Origin of the sequence: Actinoplanes utahensis (assembly GCF_016862455.1) — a bacterium.
Lineage (GTDB): Bacteria > Actinomycetota > Actinomycetes > Mycobacteriales > Micromonosporaceae > Actinoplanes > Actinoplanes utahensis.
This window is the reverse complement of sequence record NZ_BOMZ01000125.1, coordinates 1-21043: the sequence shown is the minus strand read 5'-3', so window position 1 is coordinate 21043 and position 21043 is coordinate 1. Positions and strand designations below refer to the sequence as shown.

Sequence of the window (21043 nt, the reverse complement as noted above, 5' to 3'; positions counted from 1 at the left end):
ACTCGCCCTCGGCGCCGGCGCCCTCGCCTTCCGCCGCCGCGACACCGCCTGAGCGCCGAAGTCCACACCGCGCCCCACCCCCTAACGCGGACCGCGAACCCCAGACGGCGGCCGCTCGGCTTTCCTCCGCACCGACGATCACGAAGGATGTAGAAATGACCGCTTTCGCCGCTAACGCCCTGCTCGCCGCCCCCGACCTCGCGCAGACCCTCGGTGGCATCGCCTTCTGGGTCGCCTTCCTGGCCATCCACGTGATCCTCTTCGGAGTGACCCTGGTCAGCATCTCGAAGGCGCAGCTGAGTCCGCAGTCCCGCAAGCGCTGGATCTGGCTGGTCGTCCTGGTTCCGGGGATCGGCATCATCCTCTGGTACGTCTCCGGCCGCCCGGCCGCCCGCAACCGCCCCAGCAACGCCTGACCCACGAACTCCCGCCGCGCGCCTCCCCCGTCGCGCGGCGGGATCGACCGGGGGCCCGCCGACACCCGGCGGGCCCCCGGTCCCTTGTGTGCACCGGACTCTCGGAAAGGACAGCGAAGGGGCCCGCCGGCATCGGCGGGCCCCTTCGCTCGTGGTCAGGCGGCGAGCTCGCGGGCGATGCTCATGATGTAACGGCCGTATCCCGAGCCGGACATCTCCGCGCCGAGGCGGTGACAGGTGTCGGCGTCGATGAAGCCCATCCGCAGCGCCAGCTCCTCCAGGCACGCGATCCGCACGCCCTGGCGTTCCTCCAGGGTGCGCACGTACTGACCGGCCTGCAGCAGCGACTCCGGGGTGCCGGTGTCCAGCCAGGCGAAACCACGGCCCAGGTCGATCAGGCGGGCCCGGCCGCGCTCCAGGTAGACCCGGTTGACGTCGGTGATCTCCAGCTCGCCGCGGGCCGACGGCTGGATGTTCTTGGCGATGTCGACGACCTCGTTGTCGTACAGGTAGAGGCCGGTGATCGCCAGGTTGGACCGCGGTTCACGCGGCTTCTCCTCGATCGCGATCAGCCGGCCGGACTCGTCGGTGACGCCCACGCCGTACCGCTCCGGGTCGTGCACCCGGTACCCGAACAGCGTGCACCCGTCCAGGCCGGCCGCCTCGTCCTGCAGCATCCGACCGAAGCGGGTGCCGTGGAAGACGTTGTCGCCGAGCACCAGCGCGCAGCTGTCGTCACCGATGTGGTCGGCGCCGATGATCACCGCCTCGGCGATGCCGCGCGGCTCGTCCTGGGTGCCGTAGGTGATGTTCAGCCCGAGACGCGAGCCGTCGCCGAGCAGGGTCTGGAACATCGGGGCGTCCTCGGGACGGGTGATCACCAGGATGTCGCGGATCCCGGCGACCATCAGCGTCGAGATCGGGTAGTAGATCATCGGTTTGTCACCGACCGGCAGCAGCTGCTTGGAGACCGGAATGGTGAGCGGGTGCAGCCGGGTGCCGCTGCCCCCGGCCAGGACGATGCCCTTCACGACAGAACTCCCGTCAGGTCGCCGGTGGTGAGCCGGACGTCGGCGTTCTTCTTGATGCTGTCCATCAGATCCGCCAGCCGGATCGAGGCGCCGGCGAACTCGTTCAGCGGATCACCGGCCGCCACCGCGCCGGTGAACAGGGTGACGACGTTGCGGAACTGATCGTCGGCGGGCAAGGTGACCTCCTCGTAGTGGTCCTGCCGCTGGATGCGCACGACGGGCTGGACGCCGGGCGGCGGGGTGAAGGCCCGGTCCAGCACGATCCGGCCGGCGCTGCCGATCAGCTCGTACCCGCTGCGATAGCCGTGCTCCATGCCGAACTGCAGCTGGGCCGGAATGCCGGTGCCGGTGTGCAGCAGGATGCTGCCGGAGATGACCACGCCGTGCGCCGGATCCTGGCGCAGCACGGCGCCGGTCAGGGCGAGCGGGCCGGGAAGGTGGTGCAGGGCGGCCCGTACCGGATAGACGCCGACGTCGTCGAGCACGCCGCCGCCGACCGCCGGCAGGTAGCGGATGTCGCCGGCCGGCTTGGGCGGGATGGTGAAGGTGGCGGAGAAGCCGCGCAGCTCACCGATGACCCCGTCGGCGAGCATCCGGGCGACCGCGGCGTGCTGGGAGTGCTGCAGGAACATGAAGTTCTCGAACAGCACGAGACCCCGGCGCTCGGCGAGGGCGTACAGGTCACGGGTCTCGGTCGCGTCGGTGGTGAGAGGTTTCTCGGCGAGCACGTGCTTGCCGGCGTTCAGGGCACGGTCGATCCACTCGGCGTGCAGGACGGCGGGCAGCGGAACGTACACCGCGTCGACGTCGTCGCGGTCCAGCAGGCGGTCGTAGCCCTGCACCGGCTCGCCACCGAAGCGGGCGGTCAGATCGGCGGCCTTGGCGAGGTCGCGGCTGGCCACCGCGGTGACCACCGCGGTGGGTTCGGCGTCCAGCGCCGGCAGCATCTTGCGCCGCGCGATGTCCGCGCAGCCCATGATCCCGAAGCGCAGCGGAGCGTTCATCACGGTTTCCTTACTGGAGGGTGTGCACGCCCGCGAGCAGGCTGCGCAGCTCGACGTTGAGGTAGTTGTAGTGCCGCGCCAGCCGGGACAGTTGACGCAGCGACACCCAGCGGTGGTGGTCGCCGGGTGTGCCGTCGAAATCGGGTCCGGCCTCGACGACCAGGTAGCGGTTGCGGGCGTGGTAGAACCGGCCGCCCTCCTCGGTGTGCACGACGTCGTAGCGGATCCGGGCCGGATCCGAGGTCAGCACCTCGTCCAGGTACGCCGGCCGGGCCTCCGCCGGGACGTCGCGGTAGTTGCCCGGCTGGCAGTGCACGGTCGCCGCCAGTTCGGCCACGTTGACCGCGCCGGCGTCCACCCGGGCCTGCACCAGCGCGTGCAGCACCCCGCCGATCGGCTTGACGATGAGGGCGACGACGCCCTGGTCGACCGGGGCGATCAGCGGCTGGCTCCAGGAGCGGACCTCCCGGTTGCCGGCCTCCACGTGCACCGCGATGACGGTGAAGTACCTGCCGTCCCGGTGCGCGATGCCGTCGTCGTCGCGGTGCCAGCCGTGCCCGGCGGTGTCGTTCAGCGGCACCCGGCGCTGCACCAGCTGGCGCCGGGTCCGGACGTCGGTCAGCCAGCTGAGCAGCTCCGCGGTCGGTGTCACCGGGTGGAAGCCGCCGGCCATCGACTGGCGTACCAGCGCGCCGAACCGGTCCCGCGGCGGGGCGGCGCCGAGCGGCCCGTCCGGCGCGGGCAGGCAGGCCAGCACCGTCCGGGTGTCCATGTTGACCAGGTGGTCGCGGTGCAGCAGCTGCCGGATCTGGCCGAGGGTGAGCCAGCGGAAGTCCTCGTGCTCCTCCACCGGGCCGGTGACCTCGACGATCATGTTGCGGTTGCGCTTGTGCAGGTACCACGCCGCCTGCTCGGACTGGAGCACGTCGGCGATCACCCGGCCGCGGTCCGCGCCGAGGAAGTGGTTCAGGTACGGCACTCCGCGGCCGCCGTGCACGCCGGTGTAGTTGCTGCGGGTGGCCTGCACGGTCGGCGACAACTGGACGCCGTTGATGTTGCCCGGCTCCATCTTGGCCTGCATCAGCAGGTGCGGCACCCCGCCGAACCGCTTGACCAGGATGCCGAGGACGCCGACCTCCGGCTGCACGATGATCGGCTGCCGCCAGTGCCCGGCCCACCGGCGGTCGGTGTGCACGTCCAGCCCTTCGACGGAGAAGAACCGGCCGCTGTGGTGCACCAGGTTGCCGGTGCCCGGCTCGAACGACCAGCCGTCCATCGCGGCGAACGGGATGCGGGTGATCCGGTGTCGCTGGGCCCGCTGCCGCCCGGTGAGCCACGCGTCGAAGCCGGCGAGCGGCCGGATGCCGTCGTCGAGCAGGGCCGCGGAGATGCCGTACGGGTCCGCGCGCGGCCGCTCGCGGACGTCCTGCCCGGTGTCGATGATCATGCCGGCGCCGGAACCGTCAGTTCGCCCCGCATCAGGGCGACACAGTCCGCATAGGTGGCCAGGACCCCGGTCGCCGCCACCTCGGCCAGCGACGGCGCCGCGGCGTCCTTGTCCGACCGGATCGGCTCACCGTGCAGCTCCCACGGGATGCCCAGCGCCGGGTCGAGCGGGTCGATGGCGATCTGGCTGCCGTCGGTGTACGGGACGTTGCACACGTAGTTGATGCAGGTGTCGTCGGTCAGCGCGAGGAAGCCGTGACCGAGGCCCTCGGCCATGTAGACGGCCAGACCGGACTCGGCCGTCTGCAGGGTGACCAGGTGCTCGCCGTACGTCGGCGAGCCGATGCGCAGGTCGACCACCACGTCGAGCACCGCGCCGCGGACGCAGGTGACCAGCTTCGCCTGGCCGGGCGGGGTGATGGAGCCGTGGATGCCGCGCAGCGTGTTGCGGTGCGACACGGAGAAGTTGACCTGCTTCACCTCGAACTTGCGGCCGATCGCCTCGGAGAGCTCGTCGGTGCGGAACGCCTCGTGGAAGGTTCCGCGCCGGTCCGGAATCTTCTCGGGCTGGACGCGGAACACGTCGGGTAGCGAGGTAGCGCTGATCTTCATGCGGGGGTCCCCTCAATTCCGGCGGCTGTTCTCAACAATTGCCGCGCGCGTAGGACTAACCAATGAGAACAGCGAGGCTGCTCCACGGTGTTCGGACCGTAGCACCGGCCCCCAGTGCCAGATACCCCCTTTCAGCGGTGCCCGAAATAGTGGGCCGATGAGGGGTTGAACCGCTGGTGAGCGGCTCGGACACCCACCTCAATGTTCAACCCTGGCCCTAATTTCGGTGCCTTGACCGGCCCAATGGGCGTGGATACGTTGACGCTGCTGAACGCCGGACAATGAATTCTTCCGCCCGGCCGGCCGCCATTCTTCGATTTCTTTCCGGGGAGTCAATGATGCTTTCAGACACTCCAGACGCGGTTCGTGCCGTGCGCCGCTGGGTCGCCGAGCGACCGAACGCCGACGCGCTCGTCCAGGTGACCGATCCGGACGAGGGACACGACGAGCGCCTGACGTACGCCGAACTCGACCGCCTGGCCCGTGCCGTCGCCGTCCGGTTGCGCCGGCGGTACGCCGAGAACTCCCGGATCCTGCTGCTCTACTCGCCGGTCCGGTTCACCGTCGGCTTCCTCGGCTGCCTCTACGCCGGGATGGTCGCCGTCCCCGCGCCGCTGCCCGGCCGTCAGCGCCATGAGCAGCGCCGGGTGCACGGCATCGCCGCCGACGCGGAGATCTCCGCGGTGCTCACCGAGACCGCCCACCTGGCCGACATCGGCGAGTTCCTGGCCGCTGGCGGCCGGGACGGCCTGGAGGTGCTGGCCACCGACGCCGACCTGGGCGTCGACCCGGACACCTGGACGCCGCCGGCCACCGACGCGTCCAGCCTGGGACTGCTGCAGTACACCTCCGGCTCCACCGGCGACCCGAAGGGCGTCCTGGTGACGCACGGCAACCTGCTGGCCAACGCCGCCGCGCTGCGCGACGGCCTGGCGGTCGGGCCGGACGTCCGGTTCGGCGGCTGGGCCCCGCAGTTCCACGACATGGGCCTGATGGCGCAGACCCTGCCGGCCCTGTTCTACGGCAGCACCTGTGTGCTGATGGAGCCGACCAGCTTCCTCAAGCGGCCGCACGCCTGGCTGCGGATGATCGACCGGTACGACATCGGCTGGTCGCCCGCCCCGAACTTCGCCTACGAGTACTGCCTCACCCGGGTCACCGCCGAGCAGACCGCCGGCCTGGACCTGTCCCGCTGGCGGTACGCGGTGAACGGCTCCGAGCCGGTCCGGGCGGCCACCATGCGCGCGTTCGCCGAGCGCTTCGCCGCGGCCGGGTTCGCCGCCGACGCCTGCTCGCCCTGTTACGGCCTGGCCGAGGCGACGGTGTTCGTGTCCGGTTCGGCGCCCCGCCCGCTGACCACGGTGCGCGCCGACGTCACCGGGCTGGCCGCGGGGCGGCTGGAACCGGCCGCCGGCGACGCCGACGCCCGCGAGCTGGCCAGCAACGGCCAGGCCGGGACCTTCGACGTGCGGGTGGTCGACCCGGAGACCCGTACCGTGCTCGGCGCCGGCGAGGTCGGCGAGATCTGGCTGCGCGGCGACAGCGTCAGCCAGGGTTACTGGCGCCGCCAGGAGGCCACCGACGCGGTGTTCGGCGCGGTCACCAGCGACGGCGAGGGCGGGTTCCTGCGGACCGGGGACCTCGGCGCCCTGTACGACGGCGAGATCTACGTGACCGGCCGTCGCAAGGACATGATGATCGTGCGCGGCCGCAACATCTACCCGCAGGACGTCGAGTACGAGCTGCGCACCCACCACGTCGAGCTCGGCAACGTCGGCGCCGTGTTCACCATGACCACGGACGGCGCCTCGGACGACCCGCTCGTGGTGGTCCACGAGGTCACCAACCCGCGCGACCGGGGGGCCCTGCCCGGGCTGGCCGCGGGCATGCGCCGCACGGTGTTCCGCGAGTTCGGCGTCACCCCGGCCGCGGTGATCCTGGTCCGGCGCGGCGCGGTCCGCCGGACCACCAGCGGCAAGATCGAACGGTCCGCCACCCGCGAGCTGGTCCGCGCCGGTGAGCTGGCCGTCGAGTACGCCGACGTCGACGAGCGCTGGCACACCCTGGTGCCGAACCGGGAGCTGGTCTGACATGGCCGGCACCGACCTGAGGGCCTGGATCGTGGACCGGGCCGCCCTGCTGCTGGACGTCTCGCCGCAGCGCATCGCGACCGACCGGCCGCTGGCCGACCAGGGCCTGGACTCGGTGTCCGCGGTGGCCCTGATCGGCGAACTCGAGGACCGGGTCCGCCGTGACCTGGACCCGGATCTGCTGTACGACCACCCGGCCGTCGACGACCTCGTCGAACTTCTGGACATGCCCGGCCGGCCCCCGTCACACGCGAAGGGTGCGTAGGAACAATGGTTGATGTCGAGCCGGTGACGCAGGGGCTCTCCGCCGCGCAGCGCGGTGTGTGGGTGGCCCAGCAGCTCCACCGTGGGGAACCGCTGTACCAGGTCGGCGTCTGCGCCGAGCTGCCCGGTGCGGCCGACGCCACGCTCCTCGCCGCCGCGGTGACCCGCGCGCTGGACGAGACGCCCGCCCTGCGCGCCCGTTTCACCGCCACCGGCGACGACGAGGTCGTGCAGCACATCGACCCGGCTCCCCGGCAGCCGTTGCAGGTCGTCGACCTGCGCGGCGCCGCCGAGCCGGGCGCGGCGGCCGACGAGTGGATGCGGGCCGACCTGGACACCGCCGCCGACCTGGCGGCCGGGCCGCTGTACCGGCACGCGCTGCTGCGTGTCGCGCCGGACCGCGACATCCTCTACTTCCGTTACCACCACATCCTGCTCGACGGGTGGAGCCAGACGCTGCACCTGCGCCGGGTCGCCGAGCTGTACACCGCGCTGCTGACCGGCGCCGAGCCCACCCCGCCGCCGGCCGGGACCGTCGCCGGGCTGCTCGCCGAGGAGGAGGCGTACCGGGCCGGCGAACGGTTCGGCCGGGACCGCGACCACTGGCTGGCCGAGGCCGGCGACCTCGGCGAGCCGACCCTGCTCGGCCCGGCCGCCGCGCCCGGCCACAGCGACCTGCGGGCCGGTGTCACCCTCACCGCCGCCCAGGAGGCGGCGCTGGTGGCGGCCGCCGAGGCGGCCGAGGTCCGGTGGAGCGTGGTGCTGGTCGCCGCCTTCGCCGCGTACGTGCAGCGCCTCACCACCGGCGACGACGTGGTGCTCGGCCTGCCGGTCACCGCACGGGCCAGCGCCGCCGCCCTGACCGTCCCGGCGATGCTCGCCAACGAGGTGCCGCTGCGCCTGGACGGCACGCCCGCCACCACCTTCCGTGAGCTGATCCGGCACACCGCCGGCAAACTCGGCCTGGCCGTCCGGCACCAGCGTTTCCGCGGCGAGGACCTGCACGCCGCCCTGGGCCGGGCCGGCAGCGCCACCATCACCGGCCCGGTGATCAACCTGGCCACCTTCGACCAGACCCTGCGGTTCGGGGACCTGACCGTGCAGCCGCGGCAACTGTCCGCCGGCCGGGTCAAGGACCTGTCCGTGCACGTCTACGGCACCCCCGGCACCGGCATCCGCCTCGACGTCGACGGCAACCCGGCCGTGCACCCGCCGGAGGCGGTCCGCCGGCACCGCGACGGGCTGCTGGCCCTGCTCGACCGGCTGCTCGCCGACGTGGACCGGCCGGTCGGCCGGGCGTCCGTGGTGCCGCCCGCCGACCTGGCCCGCCTGCTCACCGCCGCGCACGGCCCGCGGGTGGACGTCCCGGCCACCCTGCTGCCGGAGATGCTGGCCGAGCAGGCCGCCGCCACCCCGGACGCGCCGGCTGTCGCCGACGACACCGTCACCTGGACGTACGCCCAGCTCACCGCCCGGGTGAACCGGCTGGCCCGGCACCTGATCGACCGGGGCGCCGTCGCCGGATCGTACGTCGCGGTCCTGATGCCGCAGTCCGCCGACGTGGTGGCCGCGCTGCTCGGCGTGCTGGAGTCCGGCGCCGCGTACCTGCCGATCGACCCGCGGGTCCCGGCCGAGCGGATCGCCCTGATGGCCGGGGACGCCGTCCCGGTCCTGGCCGTCACCACCGCCGATCTGGCCGATCGGCTGCCCGCCGGGATCGCCACCGTCGTCCTGGACGACGCGGGCGAGCGGGCCGCCATCGACGCCCGGAAGGCCGCCCCGGTCACCGACGCCGAGCGGGCCGTGCCGCGCGACCCCGCGCACCCCGCCTACCTGATCTACACCTCCGGCTCCACCGGCCGGCCCAAGGGCGTGGTGGTCGAGCATCGTTCGGTCGCCGGGTACCTGCACCGGGCCCGCGCCGCCTACCCGGCCGCCGCCGGCCGGTCGCTGCTGCACTCGCCGGTCTCCTTCGACCTCACCGTGACCGCCCTCTACACCCCGCTGGTCAGCGGCGGCTGCGTCCGGGTCGCCGAGCTCACCGAGGACGGCGTCCGCGCGGCCGGCGCCGGCACCTTCGCCAAGGTGACGCCCAGCCACCTGGAGCTGCTCGACGCGCTGCCCGACGAGGCGTCCCCGACCGGGTACCTGGTGCTCGGCGGCGAGGCGCTGCACGGGCACGCGCTGCGCCGCTGGCGGGAACGGCACCCGGACGCGGTGGTGATCAACGCGTACGGGCCGACCGAGGCGACCGTCAACTGCCTGGACCACCGCATCGAACCCGGCGCCGCACTGGCCGACGGGCCGGTCCCGATCGGCCTGCCGTTCGCCAACGCCCGGGCGTACGTGCTGGACGCCGCCCTGCAACCGCTGCCGACCGGCGCCGCCGGCGAGCTGTACATCGCCGGTTCGGTGCTGGCCCGCGGCTACCACCGGCGGCCCGGTCTGACCGCCGAGCGGTTCGTCGCCGACCCGTACGGCCCCGCCGGCGCCCGCATGTACCGCACCGGCGACCTGGCCCGCTGGACCCCGGACGGACTTCTCGAGTACGCCGGCCGTGCCGACGAGCAGGTCAAGATCCGTGGCCACCGGGTGGAGCCGGGCGAGATCGCCGCCGCGCTCGCCGCCCAGGCCACCGTGGCGCAGGCCGTCGTGGTGCTGCGCGAGGACCAGCCCGGCGACCAGCGCCTGGTCGGTTACGTCACCCCGGCCGGTGACACCGCCCCGGACCCGGAGGCGCTGCGCGCCGCGCTCGCCACGACGCTGCCGGAGTACATGGTGCCGGCCGCCGTCGTGGCCGTCGGCGAGATCCCGCTGACCGTCAACGGCAAACTCGACAGGCGGCGGCTGCCCGCCCCCAGCTACACCGCCGACCGCCCGGACCGCGCGCCCCGCGACGCCGCCGAGGAACTGCTCAGCGGCCTGTTCGCCGACGTGCTCGGCGTCGACCGGGTCGGCGTCCACGACGACTTCTTCCGGCTGGGCGGCCACTCGCTGCTGGCCACCCGGCTCGCCGCCCGGATCCGGGCCACCCTCGGCGCGGACGTCTCGGTGCGGCAGGTGTTCGACACCCCGACCGTCGCCGGGGTCGCCGCCGCGCTCAAGACGGCCGGCTCCGGCCGTCCGCAGTGGGCCACGTTCGTGCGGCCGGAGCGCGTCCCGGCGTCGTTCGCGCAGCACCGCTGGTGGTTCCTGGACCGCATCGACGAGACCAACGCGACCTACAACATCCCGGCGGCGCTGCGGCTGACCGGCCCGCTGGACCGGGAGGCCCTCCAGGCCGCGCTGATCGACGTGCTGAACCGGCACGAGCCGCTGCGCACCCTGATGGTCGAGGACGGCGCCGACCTGCTCCAGGTCGTGGTGCCGATCGGCGAGGCCGCCTGCGACCTGCACGTGGCCGCCGAGGGCGCCTGGGCGGACCGGCTCAAGGAGGACATCCGCTACCGGTACGACCTGGCGACGGACCTGCCGCTGCGGGCCACCCTCTACCCGGCCGGCGACGGCGGGCACGTGCTGTTGCTGCTGCTGCACCACGTCGCCGGCGACGGCTGGTCGATGCAGCGGATGGTCGGCGACGTCGCGGCCGCGTACGCCGCCCGCCGCGCCGGCCACGCCCCGGACTGGGCGCCGTTCGCCGTGCACTACGCCGACTACACGCTGTGGCAGCGCACCGCCCTGGGCGCCGAGGACGACCCGGACAGCCCGATGTCGCGCCAGCTCGCGTTCTGGCGCGACGAGCTGCGTGACCTGCCGGACGAGCTGGCGCTGCCGGTCGACCGGCCCCGCCCGGCGGTCGCGTCGCGGCGCGGCCGGCGGCTGGAGATCGGCCTGCCCGCCGACCTGCACGCCGCGCTCACCAGGCTCGCGCGGGACAGCCGTACCAGCGTCTTCATGGTCCTCCAGGCCGGCCTCGCCGCGCTGCTCACCCGGCTCGGCGCGGGCACCGACATCCCGATCGGCTCGCCGGTCGCCGGCCGGGGCGACGACGTCGTCGAGGAGATGGTCGGCGCGTTCGTGAACACGGTCGTGCTGCGCACCGACACCTCCGGCGACCCGACCTTCGCCGAGCTGCTGGACCGGGTCCGGGACACCGATCTGCGGGCGTACGCCCACCAGGACGTCCCGTTCGAGCGCCTCGTGGACCTGCTGCGCCCGGAGCGCTCGCTCGCCCGGCACCCGCTGTTCCAGGTCATGCTCAGCTACCAGAACACCTTCGAGCAGGACGGCCTGCGGGCCGTCGCGGACCGTACCGGCCTGGGTGTCGAGCTGATCGACACCGACACCGGCGGCGCCGAGTTCGACCTGTCCATCGACCTCGGTGAGCACTTCACCGCCGGCGGGGACCCGCAGGGCATCACCGGTGGCGTGCGGTTCGCCGAGGACCTGTTCGACGCCCCCACCGCGCTGTCCCTGATCGACCGGCTGCAGCGGGTGCTGCGGCAGGTGACCGCCGACCCGCGGCTGCGTGTCGGCGAGATCGAGGTGACCGAGGCGGCCGAACGCGACAGGCTGCTGCACGAGTGGAACACCACCGCCGCCGAGGTGCCGGAGCGGACCTGGCCGGCGCTCTTCGAGGAGCAGGTACGCCGTACCCCCGACCTGACCGCTGTCGAGTCCGGCGGCGTCACCCGGTCCTACACCGAGCTCGACGACGCCGCGAACCGTCTGGCCCGCCGCCTGGTCGCGGCCGGCGCCGGGCCGGAGACGGTGGTCGCGATCGCCCTGCCCCGCTCGGTCGAGCTGATCACCGGCGTGATCGCGGTCCTCAAGACCGGCGCCGCCTACCTGCCGATCGACCCCGAGTACCCGGAGCAGCGCATCCGCACCGTCCTCGCCGACGCGGCCCCGGTCGCGGTGCTCACCGGCGCCGCGACGGTGGCCGGGCAGGCCGGCGACGGCGTGACGGTCGTCCACCCGGGCGACGGCGACCCGGACGGCTCGCGCCTGACCGACGGCGAACGCCGCGGCACGCTGCGGCCCGAGCACCCGGCGTACGTCATCTACACCTCCGGCTCGACCGGCCGCCCCAAGGGCGTCGTGGTCACCCACGCCGGCCTGCCCAGCCTGGTCGCCACCCAGGTGCCCGCGTTCGGCGTGCGCCCCGGCGACCGGGTGCTCCAGTTCGCCTCGGCCGCGTTCGACGCTTCGGTCTCCGAGATCTCGATGGCGCTGCTGTCCGGCGCCACCCTGGTCGTGCCGTCCGCGGAGGAGCGGGCCCCGGGCGAGCCGCTGGCCCGGTTCCTCACCGACGCGGCGATCACCCACGCCACCCTGCCGCCGGCCGCGCTGACCGTGATGACCCCGGCGCAGGTCCCGGCCGGGCTGACCATCGTGCTCGCCGGTGAGGCGTCCACGCCCGGCCTGGTGCAGGCCTGGTCGGCGGGGCGGGTGCTGTACAACGCGTACGGCCCGAGCGAGACCACCGTCGACGCGACCAGCTGGCGCTGCCCGCCCGGCGCCGCCCCGGCCGTCGTGCCGATCGGCAGGCCGTCGGTGAACACCCGCGTCTACGTGCTCGACGAGCGGCTGCGCCCGGTCCCGGCCGGGGTTCCCGGCGAGCTGTACGTGGCCGGCATCGGCCTGGCCCGCGGCTACCTGGCCCAGCCCGGCCTGACCGCGCAGCGGTTCGTGGCCGACCCGTTCGGCCCGGCCGGCGGCCGGCTCTACCGCACCGGCGACCGGGCCCGCTGGAACCGCGGCGGCGACCTGGAGTTCCTGGGTCGCGCCGACGACCAGGTCAAACTGCGCGGCTTCCGGATCGAGCTCGGTGAGATCGAGGCGGCCGTCGCGGCGCACCCGGAGATCCGCCAGGCCGTGGTGGTGCTGCGCGAGGACCGGCCCGGCACCCCGCAGCTGGTCGCCTACCTGGTCGGCGGCGACCGGGCGGTGGGCGCCGGGGAGATGCGCGCCCACCTGGCCCGGCTGCTGCCCGAGCACATGCTGCCCGGCGCGTACGTGTTCCTGCCCGAGCTGCCGGTCAACATCAGCGGCAAGGTGGACCGGAAGGCGCTGCCCGCACCCGAGCAGCCGGAAGGGGTGGCCCGCCCCGCCGCCGGCCCCGAGGAGGAGCTGCTCTGCGGCATGTTCGCCGAGGTGCTCGGCGTGCCGTCGGTCGGCCCGGACGACAACTTCTTCGAGCTGGGCGGGCACTCGCTGCTCGGCACCAGCCTCGCCTCCCGGGTCCGGGCGATGTTCCGGGTCGAGGTGACCATCCGGCAACTGTTCCGCACGCCCACCCCGGCCGGTCTGGCCCGGGCGCTGGTGACCCGGGTCAACGCGGCCCGGCCCCGGCTGGAGCCGGTCTCCCGCCCGGAGCGGCTGCCGCTGTCCTTCGCCCAGCGCCGCCTGTGGTTCCTGCACCGCCTGGAGGAGGCCGGCAGCACGTACAACATGCCGCTGGCGCTGACCCTGGACGGCGACCTGGACCGGGTCGCGCTCACCGCCGCGCTGGCCGACGTGGTGGCCCGGCACGAGTCGCTGCGCACCCTGATCACCGAGGACGCCGACGGGCCGTACCAGGAGATCGTCGACGCCGGCCGGGCCGCCCCGGACCTGCCGGTGGAGACCGTCGCGGCGGAGGACCTGGACGCCCGGCTCACCGAGGCCGTCGCGCACCGCTTCGACCTGGCCACCGAGATCCCGCTCGTCGCGCGGCTGTTCGCGGTCACGCCGCGGCGGCACGTGCTGCTGCTGGTGATGCACCACATAGCCGCGGACGGCTGGTCGGTGCCGCTGCTGGCCCGGGACCTCGCCGAGGCGTACGCGGCCCGGCACGACGGCCGTGCCCCGCAGTGGGCGCCGCTGCCGATCCAGTACGCCGACTACACCCTGTGGCAGCAGCGGGTGCTCGGCGACGAGCTGCTCGGCGGCCAGATCGCCTACTGGCGTGAACAGCTCGCCGGACTGCCCGAGCAGATCGACCTGCCGACCGACCTGCCCCGCCCGCCGGCCCCGTCCTACCAGGGCCGGAAGATCACCTTCGAGCTGCCGCCGGACACCCACGAGGCACTGCGCACCCTCGCCCGGGAGCACCACGTCACCCTGTTCATGGTGGTGCAGGCGGCCCTCGCGACCGTGCTGCACCGGCTCGGCGCGGGCACCGACGTGGCGATCGGCTCCCCGGTCGCCGGGCGTCTCGACTCCGCCGCCGAGGAACTGGTCGGCTTCTTCGTCAACACCCTGGTGCTGCGCACCGACCTGACCGGCAACCCGACGACGGCGCAGCTGCTGGCCCGGGTCCGGGAGACCGGCCTGGCCGCGTACGCCCACCAGGACCTGCCCTTCGAGCAGCTGGTCGAGGCGCTCAACCCGCAGCGTTCGATGGGCCGGCACCCGCTGTTCCAGGTGGCCCTGGCGTTCGACAACTCGGCGCAGGACCGCACCGCCGAACGGGCCGGCGAGCTGATGGGCCTGACCGTGACCCCGCACGACGTGGGCACCGGGGCCGCCAAGTTCGACCTGCTGTTCGGTGTCGGCGAGAAGTGGGACGCCACCGGCGGCGCCGGCGGGCTGCGCGGCGCGCTGCTCTACAGCACCGACCTCTACCAGCCGGACACCGCCCGTTTCCTGGTCGACTGCCTGGTCCGGGTGCTGCGCGCGGCCGCCGCCGACCCGGCGCTGCCGGTCGCCGACATCGACCTGCTCGGCGACGCCGGGCAGCGCCGGGTCCTGGACTGGGGCCGGGCCGTCACCGATACGCCCGAGACGACCGGCACGCTGGTCGACGCGTTCACGGCCCGGGTCGCGGCCCGGCCGGGCGCGATCGCGGTCAGCCACGGCGACGAGCATCTGACGTACGCCGAACTGGACGCCCGCTCCACCGCGCTGGCCCACGTGCTCGCCGGTCACGGTGTCCGACCGGAGTCCCGGGTGATGCTGGCCGTGCCGCGTTCCGCCGACCAGGTCGTCGCGGTGCTCGCGGTGGTCAAGGCCGGCGGCGTCTACGTGCCGGTCGACCCCGAGTACCCGGCCGAGCGGATCCGGCTGATCGCCGAGGACGCGCGGCCGGTGCTGGTGCTCGCCGCGGCCGCGGTGGCCGATCGGCTGCCCGCCACCGGCGCGCCGGTGGTCGTCCTGGAGAACGCCGGCGGGCCGGTCGCGCCGCTCGACGTCACCCTGCGGCCGGAGCACCCCGCCTACGTCATCTACACCTCCGGCTCCACCGGCCGGCCCAAGGGCGTGGTGGTCACCCACGCCAACGTGGAACGACTGTTCACCGAGACCGACGCCGAGTTCGGGTTCGGGCCGGACGACGTGTGGACCCTGTTCCACTCGTACGCCTTCGACTTCTCGGTCTGGGAGATCTGGGGCGCCCTGCGGTACGGCGGCCGCCTGGTCGTGGTGTCGCACGCCGACAGCCGCGACCCGGAGCAGTTCCGCCGGCTGCTGGCCCACGAGCGGGTCACCGTGCTCAACCAGACGCCGGCCGCGTTCGCCGAGCTGATGCGCGCCGACGCCCGCTACCCGGGCGACCCGGCGGACCTGGCGCTGCGCTACGTCGTCTTCGGCGGCGAGGCCCTCGACCCGGCGAGCCTGCGCCCGTGGCTGGACCGGCACCCGGACGGCCCCGAGCTGATCAACATGTACGGCATCACCGAGACCACCGTCCACGTGACGCTGCAGCGGATCACCCGGGAGCTGACCGCCGGCGCCCGCAGCGTGGTCGGCAAGCCGATCGCCGACCTCAGCGTGCGGCTGCTCGACGACCGGCTGCGGCCGGTCCCGGCGGGTGTCCGCGGCGAGATCTACGTCGGCGGCGCCGGCCTGGCCCGCGGCTACCTGGACCGGCCCGACCTGTCGGCGACCCGGTTCGTGGCCGACCCGTATGGCGCGCCCGGCGACCGGCTGTACCGCTCCGGCGACCTCGGCCGCTGGACGCCCGACGGCGCCCTGGAATACCTCGGCCGCGCCGACGCCCAGGTGAAGATCCGCGGTTTCCGGATCGAGCTCGGCGAGATCGAGGCCGCCGTCGCCGGCCACCCCCGGGTGGAACGGGCCGCCGTCGTGGTGCGCCTCGACCCGGCGGGGGAGCGGCGGCTGGTCGCCTACGCGGTCCCGGCCGAACCCGCGCCCACCCCGGCCGAGCTGCGCGAACACGCGGCCCGGCACCTGCCCGAACACCAGGTCCCGGCGGCTGTCGTGCTGCTCGATGCGCTGCCGATGACCCCGCACGGCAAACTGGACCGGCGGGCGCTGCCCGAACCGGACTACCGCACCGACACCCCCGGCCGGGCCCCGCGCAACCCGCGCGAGGCGATCCTCTGCGACATCTTCGCCGAGGTCCTCGGCGTGGCCACGGTCGGCCTGGACGACGACTTCTTCGCCCTCGGCGGCCACTCCCTGCTGGTCAACCGCCTGGTCAACAGCATCCGTGAGGCACTCGGCACGGACCTGGCGATCCGCCAGGTGTTCCGCACACCGACCGTCGCCGGGCTGTCGGCGGCGCTGGACGGCGACGCCGACGCCCGCCCGGCCGTCCAGGCGATCACCGACCGCCCGGCCCGGGTGCCGCTGTCCTACGCCCAGCAGCGTCTCTGGTTCGTCCAGCACCTGCGCGGCCCGGACGCGGCCGACAACATCCCGGCCGCCCTGCGCCTCACCGGCGACCTGAACCGCGACGCCCTGCTCGCCGCGCTGCGCGACGTGGTGGCCCGGCACGAGCCGCTGCGCACCGTGATCGCCGAGGACGGCGACGGCCCGTACCAGGTGGCGCTGCCCGCCGGGTCGGCCGTGCCGAACCTGGACGAGCACCCGGCCACCGGCGCCGAACTGCCGGGCCTGCTCGCCGCGGCCGCCGCCGAGCCGTTCGACCTGCTGCGCGAGCCGCCGTTCCGGGCCCGCCTGCTGGCGCTCGGCGGTGACGCGTACGTCCTCGCCCTGGTGGTGCACCACATCGCCACCGACGGCTGGTCGATGCCGGTGCTGGCCGGCGACCTGACCCGGGCGTACGCGGCCCGCTGCGCCGGCCGGGAACCGGACTGGGCCGACCTGCCGGTGTCGTACGCCGACTACGCCCTGTGGCAGCGCGACGCCCTCGGCGACACGGTGCTGGCCCAGCAGACCGGATTCTGGACCGACCGGCTCGCCGGCCTGCCCGTCGAACTGGCGCTTCCGGCCGACCGGCCGCGCCCGGCGACCGGCTCGCTGCCCGGCGGCGAGGTCGGCTTCCAGGTGCCCGCCGACCTGCACGCCGCGCTCACCGGACTGGCCCGCGGCAACCGCGCCACCCTGTTCATGGTGCTGCAGGCGGCGGTCGCCGGGCTGCTGTCCCGGCTCGGCGCGGGCGACGACATCCCGATCGGAACGCCGATCGCCGGCCGCACCGACGACGCCCTGACCGATCTGATCGGCTTCTTCGTCAACACCCTGGTGCTGCGGACCGACACCTCCGGCGACCCGGCCTTCACCGACCTGCTGGCCCGGGTCCGCGAGTTCGACCTGGCCGCGTTCGGGCAGCAGGACCTGCCGTTCGAACGCCTCGTCGAGGTGCTCAACCCGCCCCGGTCGCTGACCCGGCACCCGCTGTTCCAGGTGATGCTGAACCTGGACGGCTCGATGCACCAGGAGGCCCGCGAAGCCCTCGCCGACCTGCCGAACCTCACCGTGCGGCACGAGCGGATCAGCACTCCGGCCGGCAAGTTCGACCTGTCGTTCTCGCTGCTGGAGAACACCGGCGCGGACGGGCTGCCGGACGGGCTCACCGGCCGGCTGACCTACAACCGCGACCTCTTCGACGAGGCCACCGTCACCGGGCTGGCCGGCCGGCTGATCCGGCTGCTGGCGTTCGCCGCCGCGCACCCGGACCGGCCGCTGAGCGAGGCGCCGCTGCTCGACGACGCGGAACGCGAGCGGGTCCTGCACGAGTTCAACGACACCGGCCGGGACGTCGTGGCGCGTACCGTCCCGGAGCTGTTCGCCGGGATCGTCGCGACCCACCCGGAACGGATCGCTGTCGAACACGACGGCGACCGGCTGACGTACGCCGCGCTGGACGCCCGCGCCAACCGGCTCGCCCACTGGCTGACCGGCCGGGGCATCGGCGTCGAGGACGTCGTCGCGCTGCGGATGCCGCGCGGCGTGGACGCGGTGACCGCCGTGCTCGGCGTGCAGAAGGCCGGGGCGGCGTACCTGCCGATCGACCCGGCGCTGCCGCAGGACCGGATCGCGTTCATGGTCGCCGACGCGAACCCGGCCCTGATCCTGGACGCGCTGCCGGACCTGGACGGGCAGCCGGACACCGCCCCGGCCGTCCTGCCGGGGACCGCGCACACCGCCTACGTCATCTACACCTCCGGCTCCACCGGGCAGCCGAAGGGCGTCGCCGTCACCCACTCCGGAGTGGCGAGCATGGCGCTGCTCGCCGCCGAGCACGGCGTCACCGAGCAGAGCCGGGTGCTCCAGTTCGCGGCGTTCTCGTTCGACGTGTCGGTGCTGGAGATGTGGACGGCGCTGCTCACCGGCGCCACCCTGGTCATGGTCCCGGAGTACCTGCGGGTCGCCGACGCGCCGCTGACCGGGTTCATCGAGCGCGAGCGGATCACGTACGCCAAGCTGCCCGCGGCCGTGGTGGCCGCCCTGCCCGCCGAGGCCACCCTCCCGGACACCGTCACGACCCTGGTGGTCGGCGGCGAGTCGCCCACCGACGCGCTGGTGCGGCGCTGGGCGGACGGGCGACGGCTGATCAACGCGTACGGGCCCACCGAAGGCACGATCAACGCCAGCGCCAGCACGCCGCTGGCCGCCGGCGGCCCGGCCCCGATCGGCCGGCCGCTCGCCAACGTCCGCGCGTACGTGCTGGACCGGGCCCTCCGCCCGGTGCCGCCGGGCGCGACCGGCGAGCTGTACCTGGCCGGTCCCGGACTCGCCCGCGGTTACCTCGGGCGGCCCGGCCTGACCGCCGAACGGTTCACGGCGTGCCCGTTCGCCGGCGACGGCAGCCGGATGTACCGCACCGGCGACCTGGCCCGGTGGACCGCCGACGGGCAGCTCGTCTTCGCCGGCCGCGCCGACGGCCAGGTGAAACTGCGCGGCTTCCGGATCGAGCCGGCCGGGATCGAGCAGGTTCTGACCGCGCACCCGAGCGTGCGGGCCGCGGCCGTGCTGGTCCGCGAGGACCGTCCCGGCGACCGCCGTCTCGTCGCCTACGCCGTGCCGGCCACCGCGGCCGGCTGCGATCCGGCCGAGCTGCGCGGGTACCTGACCGCCGGCCTCCCGGCGTACGAGGTCCCGGCCGTCGTCGTCCCCATCGACAGCCTGCCGCTCACCCGCAACGGCAAACTCGACCGGGCCGCGCTGCCGGCCCCCGACTACGGCCGTGACTCGACCCGCCGGGCGCCGCGCACCGACCGCGAGGCCCTGCTGTGCCGGGTGTTCGCCGAGGTCCTGCACCTGACGGAGGTGGGCGCCGACGACGGCTTCTTCAACCTCGGCGGCGACAGCATCCTCTCCATCGACCTGGTCGCCCGGCTGCGCCGGGCCGGTCTGGAACTCAGCGTGCGCGACGTGTTCGAGCACCAGACCGTGGCGGCGCTGGCCCGGGTCGCCACCGACCGGACCGCCACGCCGGCCGAGACCGAGCCCGGCACCGGCGACCTGCCGCTCACCCCGATCATGAGCCGGTTCGCCGGCCGGGCCACCCCGCACACCAGGTACACCCAGTCGCAGGTGGTCCGGGTTCCCGGCACGGTCACCGAGCAGGCCCTGACCGCCGCGCTGGCGGCGCTGGTGGCGCACCACGACGCGCTGCGGCTGACCCTGGTGGCCGGCGACGACGGCTGGACGCTGACCGTGCCGGAACCGCAGCCGCAGACCGCGGGACTGCTGCGCCGGGTCGACGTCAGCGCGGCCGACGACCGGGCCTACGCGGCCGCGCTCCGGGCCGAGGGCGACGCCGCCCGCGACCGGATCGACGCCACCGCCGGCCGGATGGTGCAGGCGGTGTGGTTCGACCACGGGCCGGACCGCTCCGGGCGGCTGCTGATCGCCGTGCACCACCTCGCGGTCGACGGCGTCTCCTGGCGCATCCTGGTACCCGACCTGATCACCGCCTGGCAGGCGATCGACGCCGGCCGCGAGGTGAGCCTGGAGCCGGTGCGCACCTCGCTGCGCCGCTGGGCCCGCGGCCTGCACGAACAGGCGGCCCGCCCGGTCCTCCAGGCCGAGGCGGACTGGTGGCGGCGGATGCTGACCGCCCCCGCGACGGCGCCCGGCAGCCGGGACCTGACGGACGCGGACACGTATGCCACCGCGCGGAAGCTCACCCTCAGCCTGCCGCCGGCGACCACCGACCCGGTGCTGACCCGGGTGCCGGCCGCCTACCAGGCCGGTGCGGCGGACGTGCTGCTCGCCGCGCTGACCCTGGCGCTCGGCGGCGGGCCGGTCCTGGTCGACGTCGAGGGACACGGACGCGACGACCGGCTCGTCGACGGCGCCGACCTGTCCCGTACCGCCGGCTGGTTCACCGCCATCCACCCGCTGCGCCTGGACGCCGGCCCGGACGATCCGGCCGAAGCCTGGGACGGCGGGGAGGCCACCGGCCGGCTGCTCAAACACGTCAAGGAGCTGGTCCGGGCGGTGCCCGGCGGCGGCCTCGGCCACGGGCTGCTGCGCTGGCTCAACCCGCGGACCGGCCCCGACCTGGCCGCCCTGCCGCAACCCCGGATCGTCTTCAACTACCTGGGCCGCTTCTCGGTGCCGGAGGCCACCGACTGGGCCATGGAGGCCGGTGTCGACACCGGCTCCGACCAGGACCCGGACCTGCCCCTCGGGCACGTCCTGGCGCTGAACGCGGCCGTCCGGGACGGCGACGCCGGCCCGGAGCTGACCGCCGTCTGGACCTGGGCGCCGGGCGCGATCACGGAGACCGAGGTGGCCGACGTCGCCCACCGGTTCTTCCGCGCCCTCCAGACCCTGGTGGACCACGTGCACCGCCCGGACGCCGGGGGCCTCACCCCGTCCGACGTCGTCCTGTCCGCCATCGAACAGGACGAGATCGACGAATTCGAACGCGAGCTGCGAGCGGAGTCTTTCTCATGAGCCCCGAGAGACGTCTTATCGAGGACATCCTGCCGCTGTCGGCGTTGCAGGCGGGTCTGTTGTTCCACAGCGTGTACGACGGCGCCGGTCTGGACGTCTACACCGGTCAGTCGGTGTTCGAGCTGGACGGGGCGGTGGATCTA

8 protein-coding genes are annotated in these 21043 nt (G+C 74.2%); 4 read left to right on the top strand and 4 right to left on the bottom strand.

Annotated elements, in window-relative coordinates:
* Positions 1-155: 155 nt before the first annotated feature.
* Positions 156-416, top strand: a complete 261-nt coding sequence (locus Aut01nite_RS42605; RefSeq protein WP_043530070.1) for a hypothetical protein — start codon at positions 156-158, stop codon at positions 414-416.
* A gap of 155 nt (positions 417-571) precedes the next feature.
* Here Aut01nite_RS42605 and rfbA read toward each other — a convergent pair whose 3' ends face one another.
* Genes rfbA through Aut01nite_RS42585 form a run of 4 tightly spaced genes read right to left on the bottom strand, consistent with a single transcriptional unit; the run spans position 572 to position 4509 of the window.
* Positions 572-1447 (bottom strand): glucose-1-phosphate thymidylyltransferase RfbA, encoded by an 876-nt coding sequence (rfbA, locus tag Aut01nite_RS42600; protein ID WP_043530067.1) that lies wholly within the window; start codon positions 1445-1447, stop codon positions 572-574.
* Positions 1444-2451, bottom strand: a complete 1008-nt coding sequence (locus Aut01nite_RS42595) for a Gfo/Idh/MocA family protein (protein ID WP_043530065.1) — start codon at positions 2449-2451, stop codon at positions 1444-1446. The genes rfbA and Aut01nite_RS42595 overlap by 4 nt, the downstream gene beginning before the upstream one ends.
* A gap of 10 nt (positions 2452-2461) precedes the next feature.
* Complete coding sequence (locus Aut01nite_RS42590) at positions 2462-3898, bottom strand: NDP-hexose 2,3-dehydratase family protein (protein WP_083999694.1); 1437 nt, start codon at positions 3896-3898, stop codon at positions 2462-2464.
* Positions 3895-4509: a dTDP-4-dehydrorhamnose 3,5-epimerase family protein gene (locus Aut01nite_RS42585; protein ID WP_043530063.1), complete on the bottom strand. Its 615-nt coding sequence runs from the start codon at positions 4507-4509 to the stop codon at positions 3895-3897. Before Aut01nite_RS42585 ends, Aut01nite_RS42590 begins: the two co-directional genes overlap by 4 nt.
* Positions 4510-4880: 371 nt before the next feature.
* Between Aut01nite_RS42585 and Aut01nite_RS42580 the strand changes: the two genes are divergently transcribed.
* Genes Aut01nite_RS42580 through Aut01nite_RS42570 form a run of 3 tightly spaced genes read left to right on the top strand, consistent with a single transcriptional unit; the run spans position 4881 to position 20900 of the window.
* Positions 4881-6599 (top strand): fatty acyl-AMP ligase, encoded by a 1719-nt coding sequence (locus Aut01nite_RS42580; protein WP_161790723.1) that lies wholly within the window; start codon positions 4881-4883, stop codon positions 6597-6599.
* Between the two features lies 1 nt (position 6600).
* Positions 6601-6864, top strand: a complete 264-nt coding sequence (locus Aut01nite_RS42575; RefSeq protein WP_043530061.1) for an acyl carrier protein — start codon at positions 6601-6603, stop codon at positions 6862-6864.
* A gap of 5 nt (positions 6865-6869) precedes the next feature.
* The gene (locus Aut01nite_RS42570) at positions 6870-20900 is read left to right on the top strand and encodes a non-ribosomal peptide synthetase (RefSeq protein ID WP_043530059.1); all 14031 of its coding nucleotides are present in this window, start codon (positions 6870-6872) and stop codon (positions 20898-20900) included.
* Positions 20901-21043: the final 143 nt, after the last annotated feature.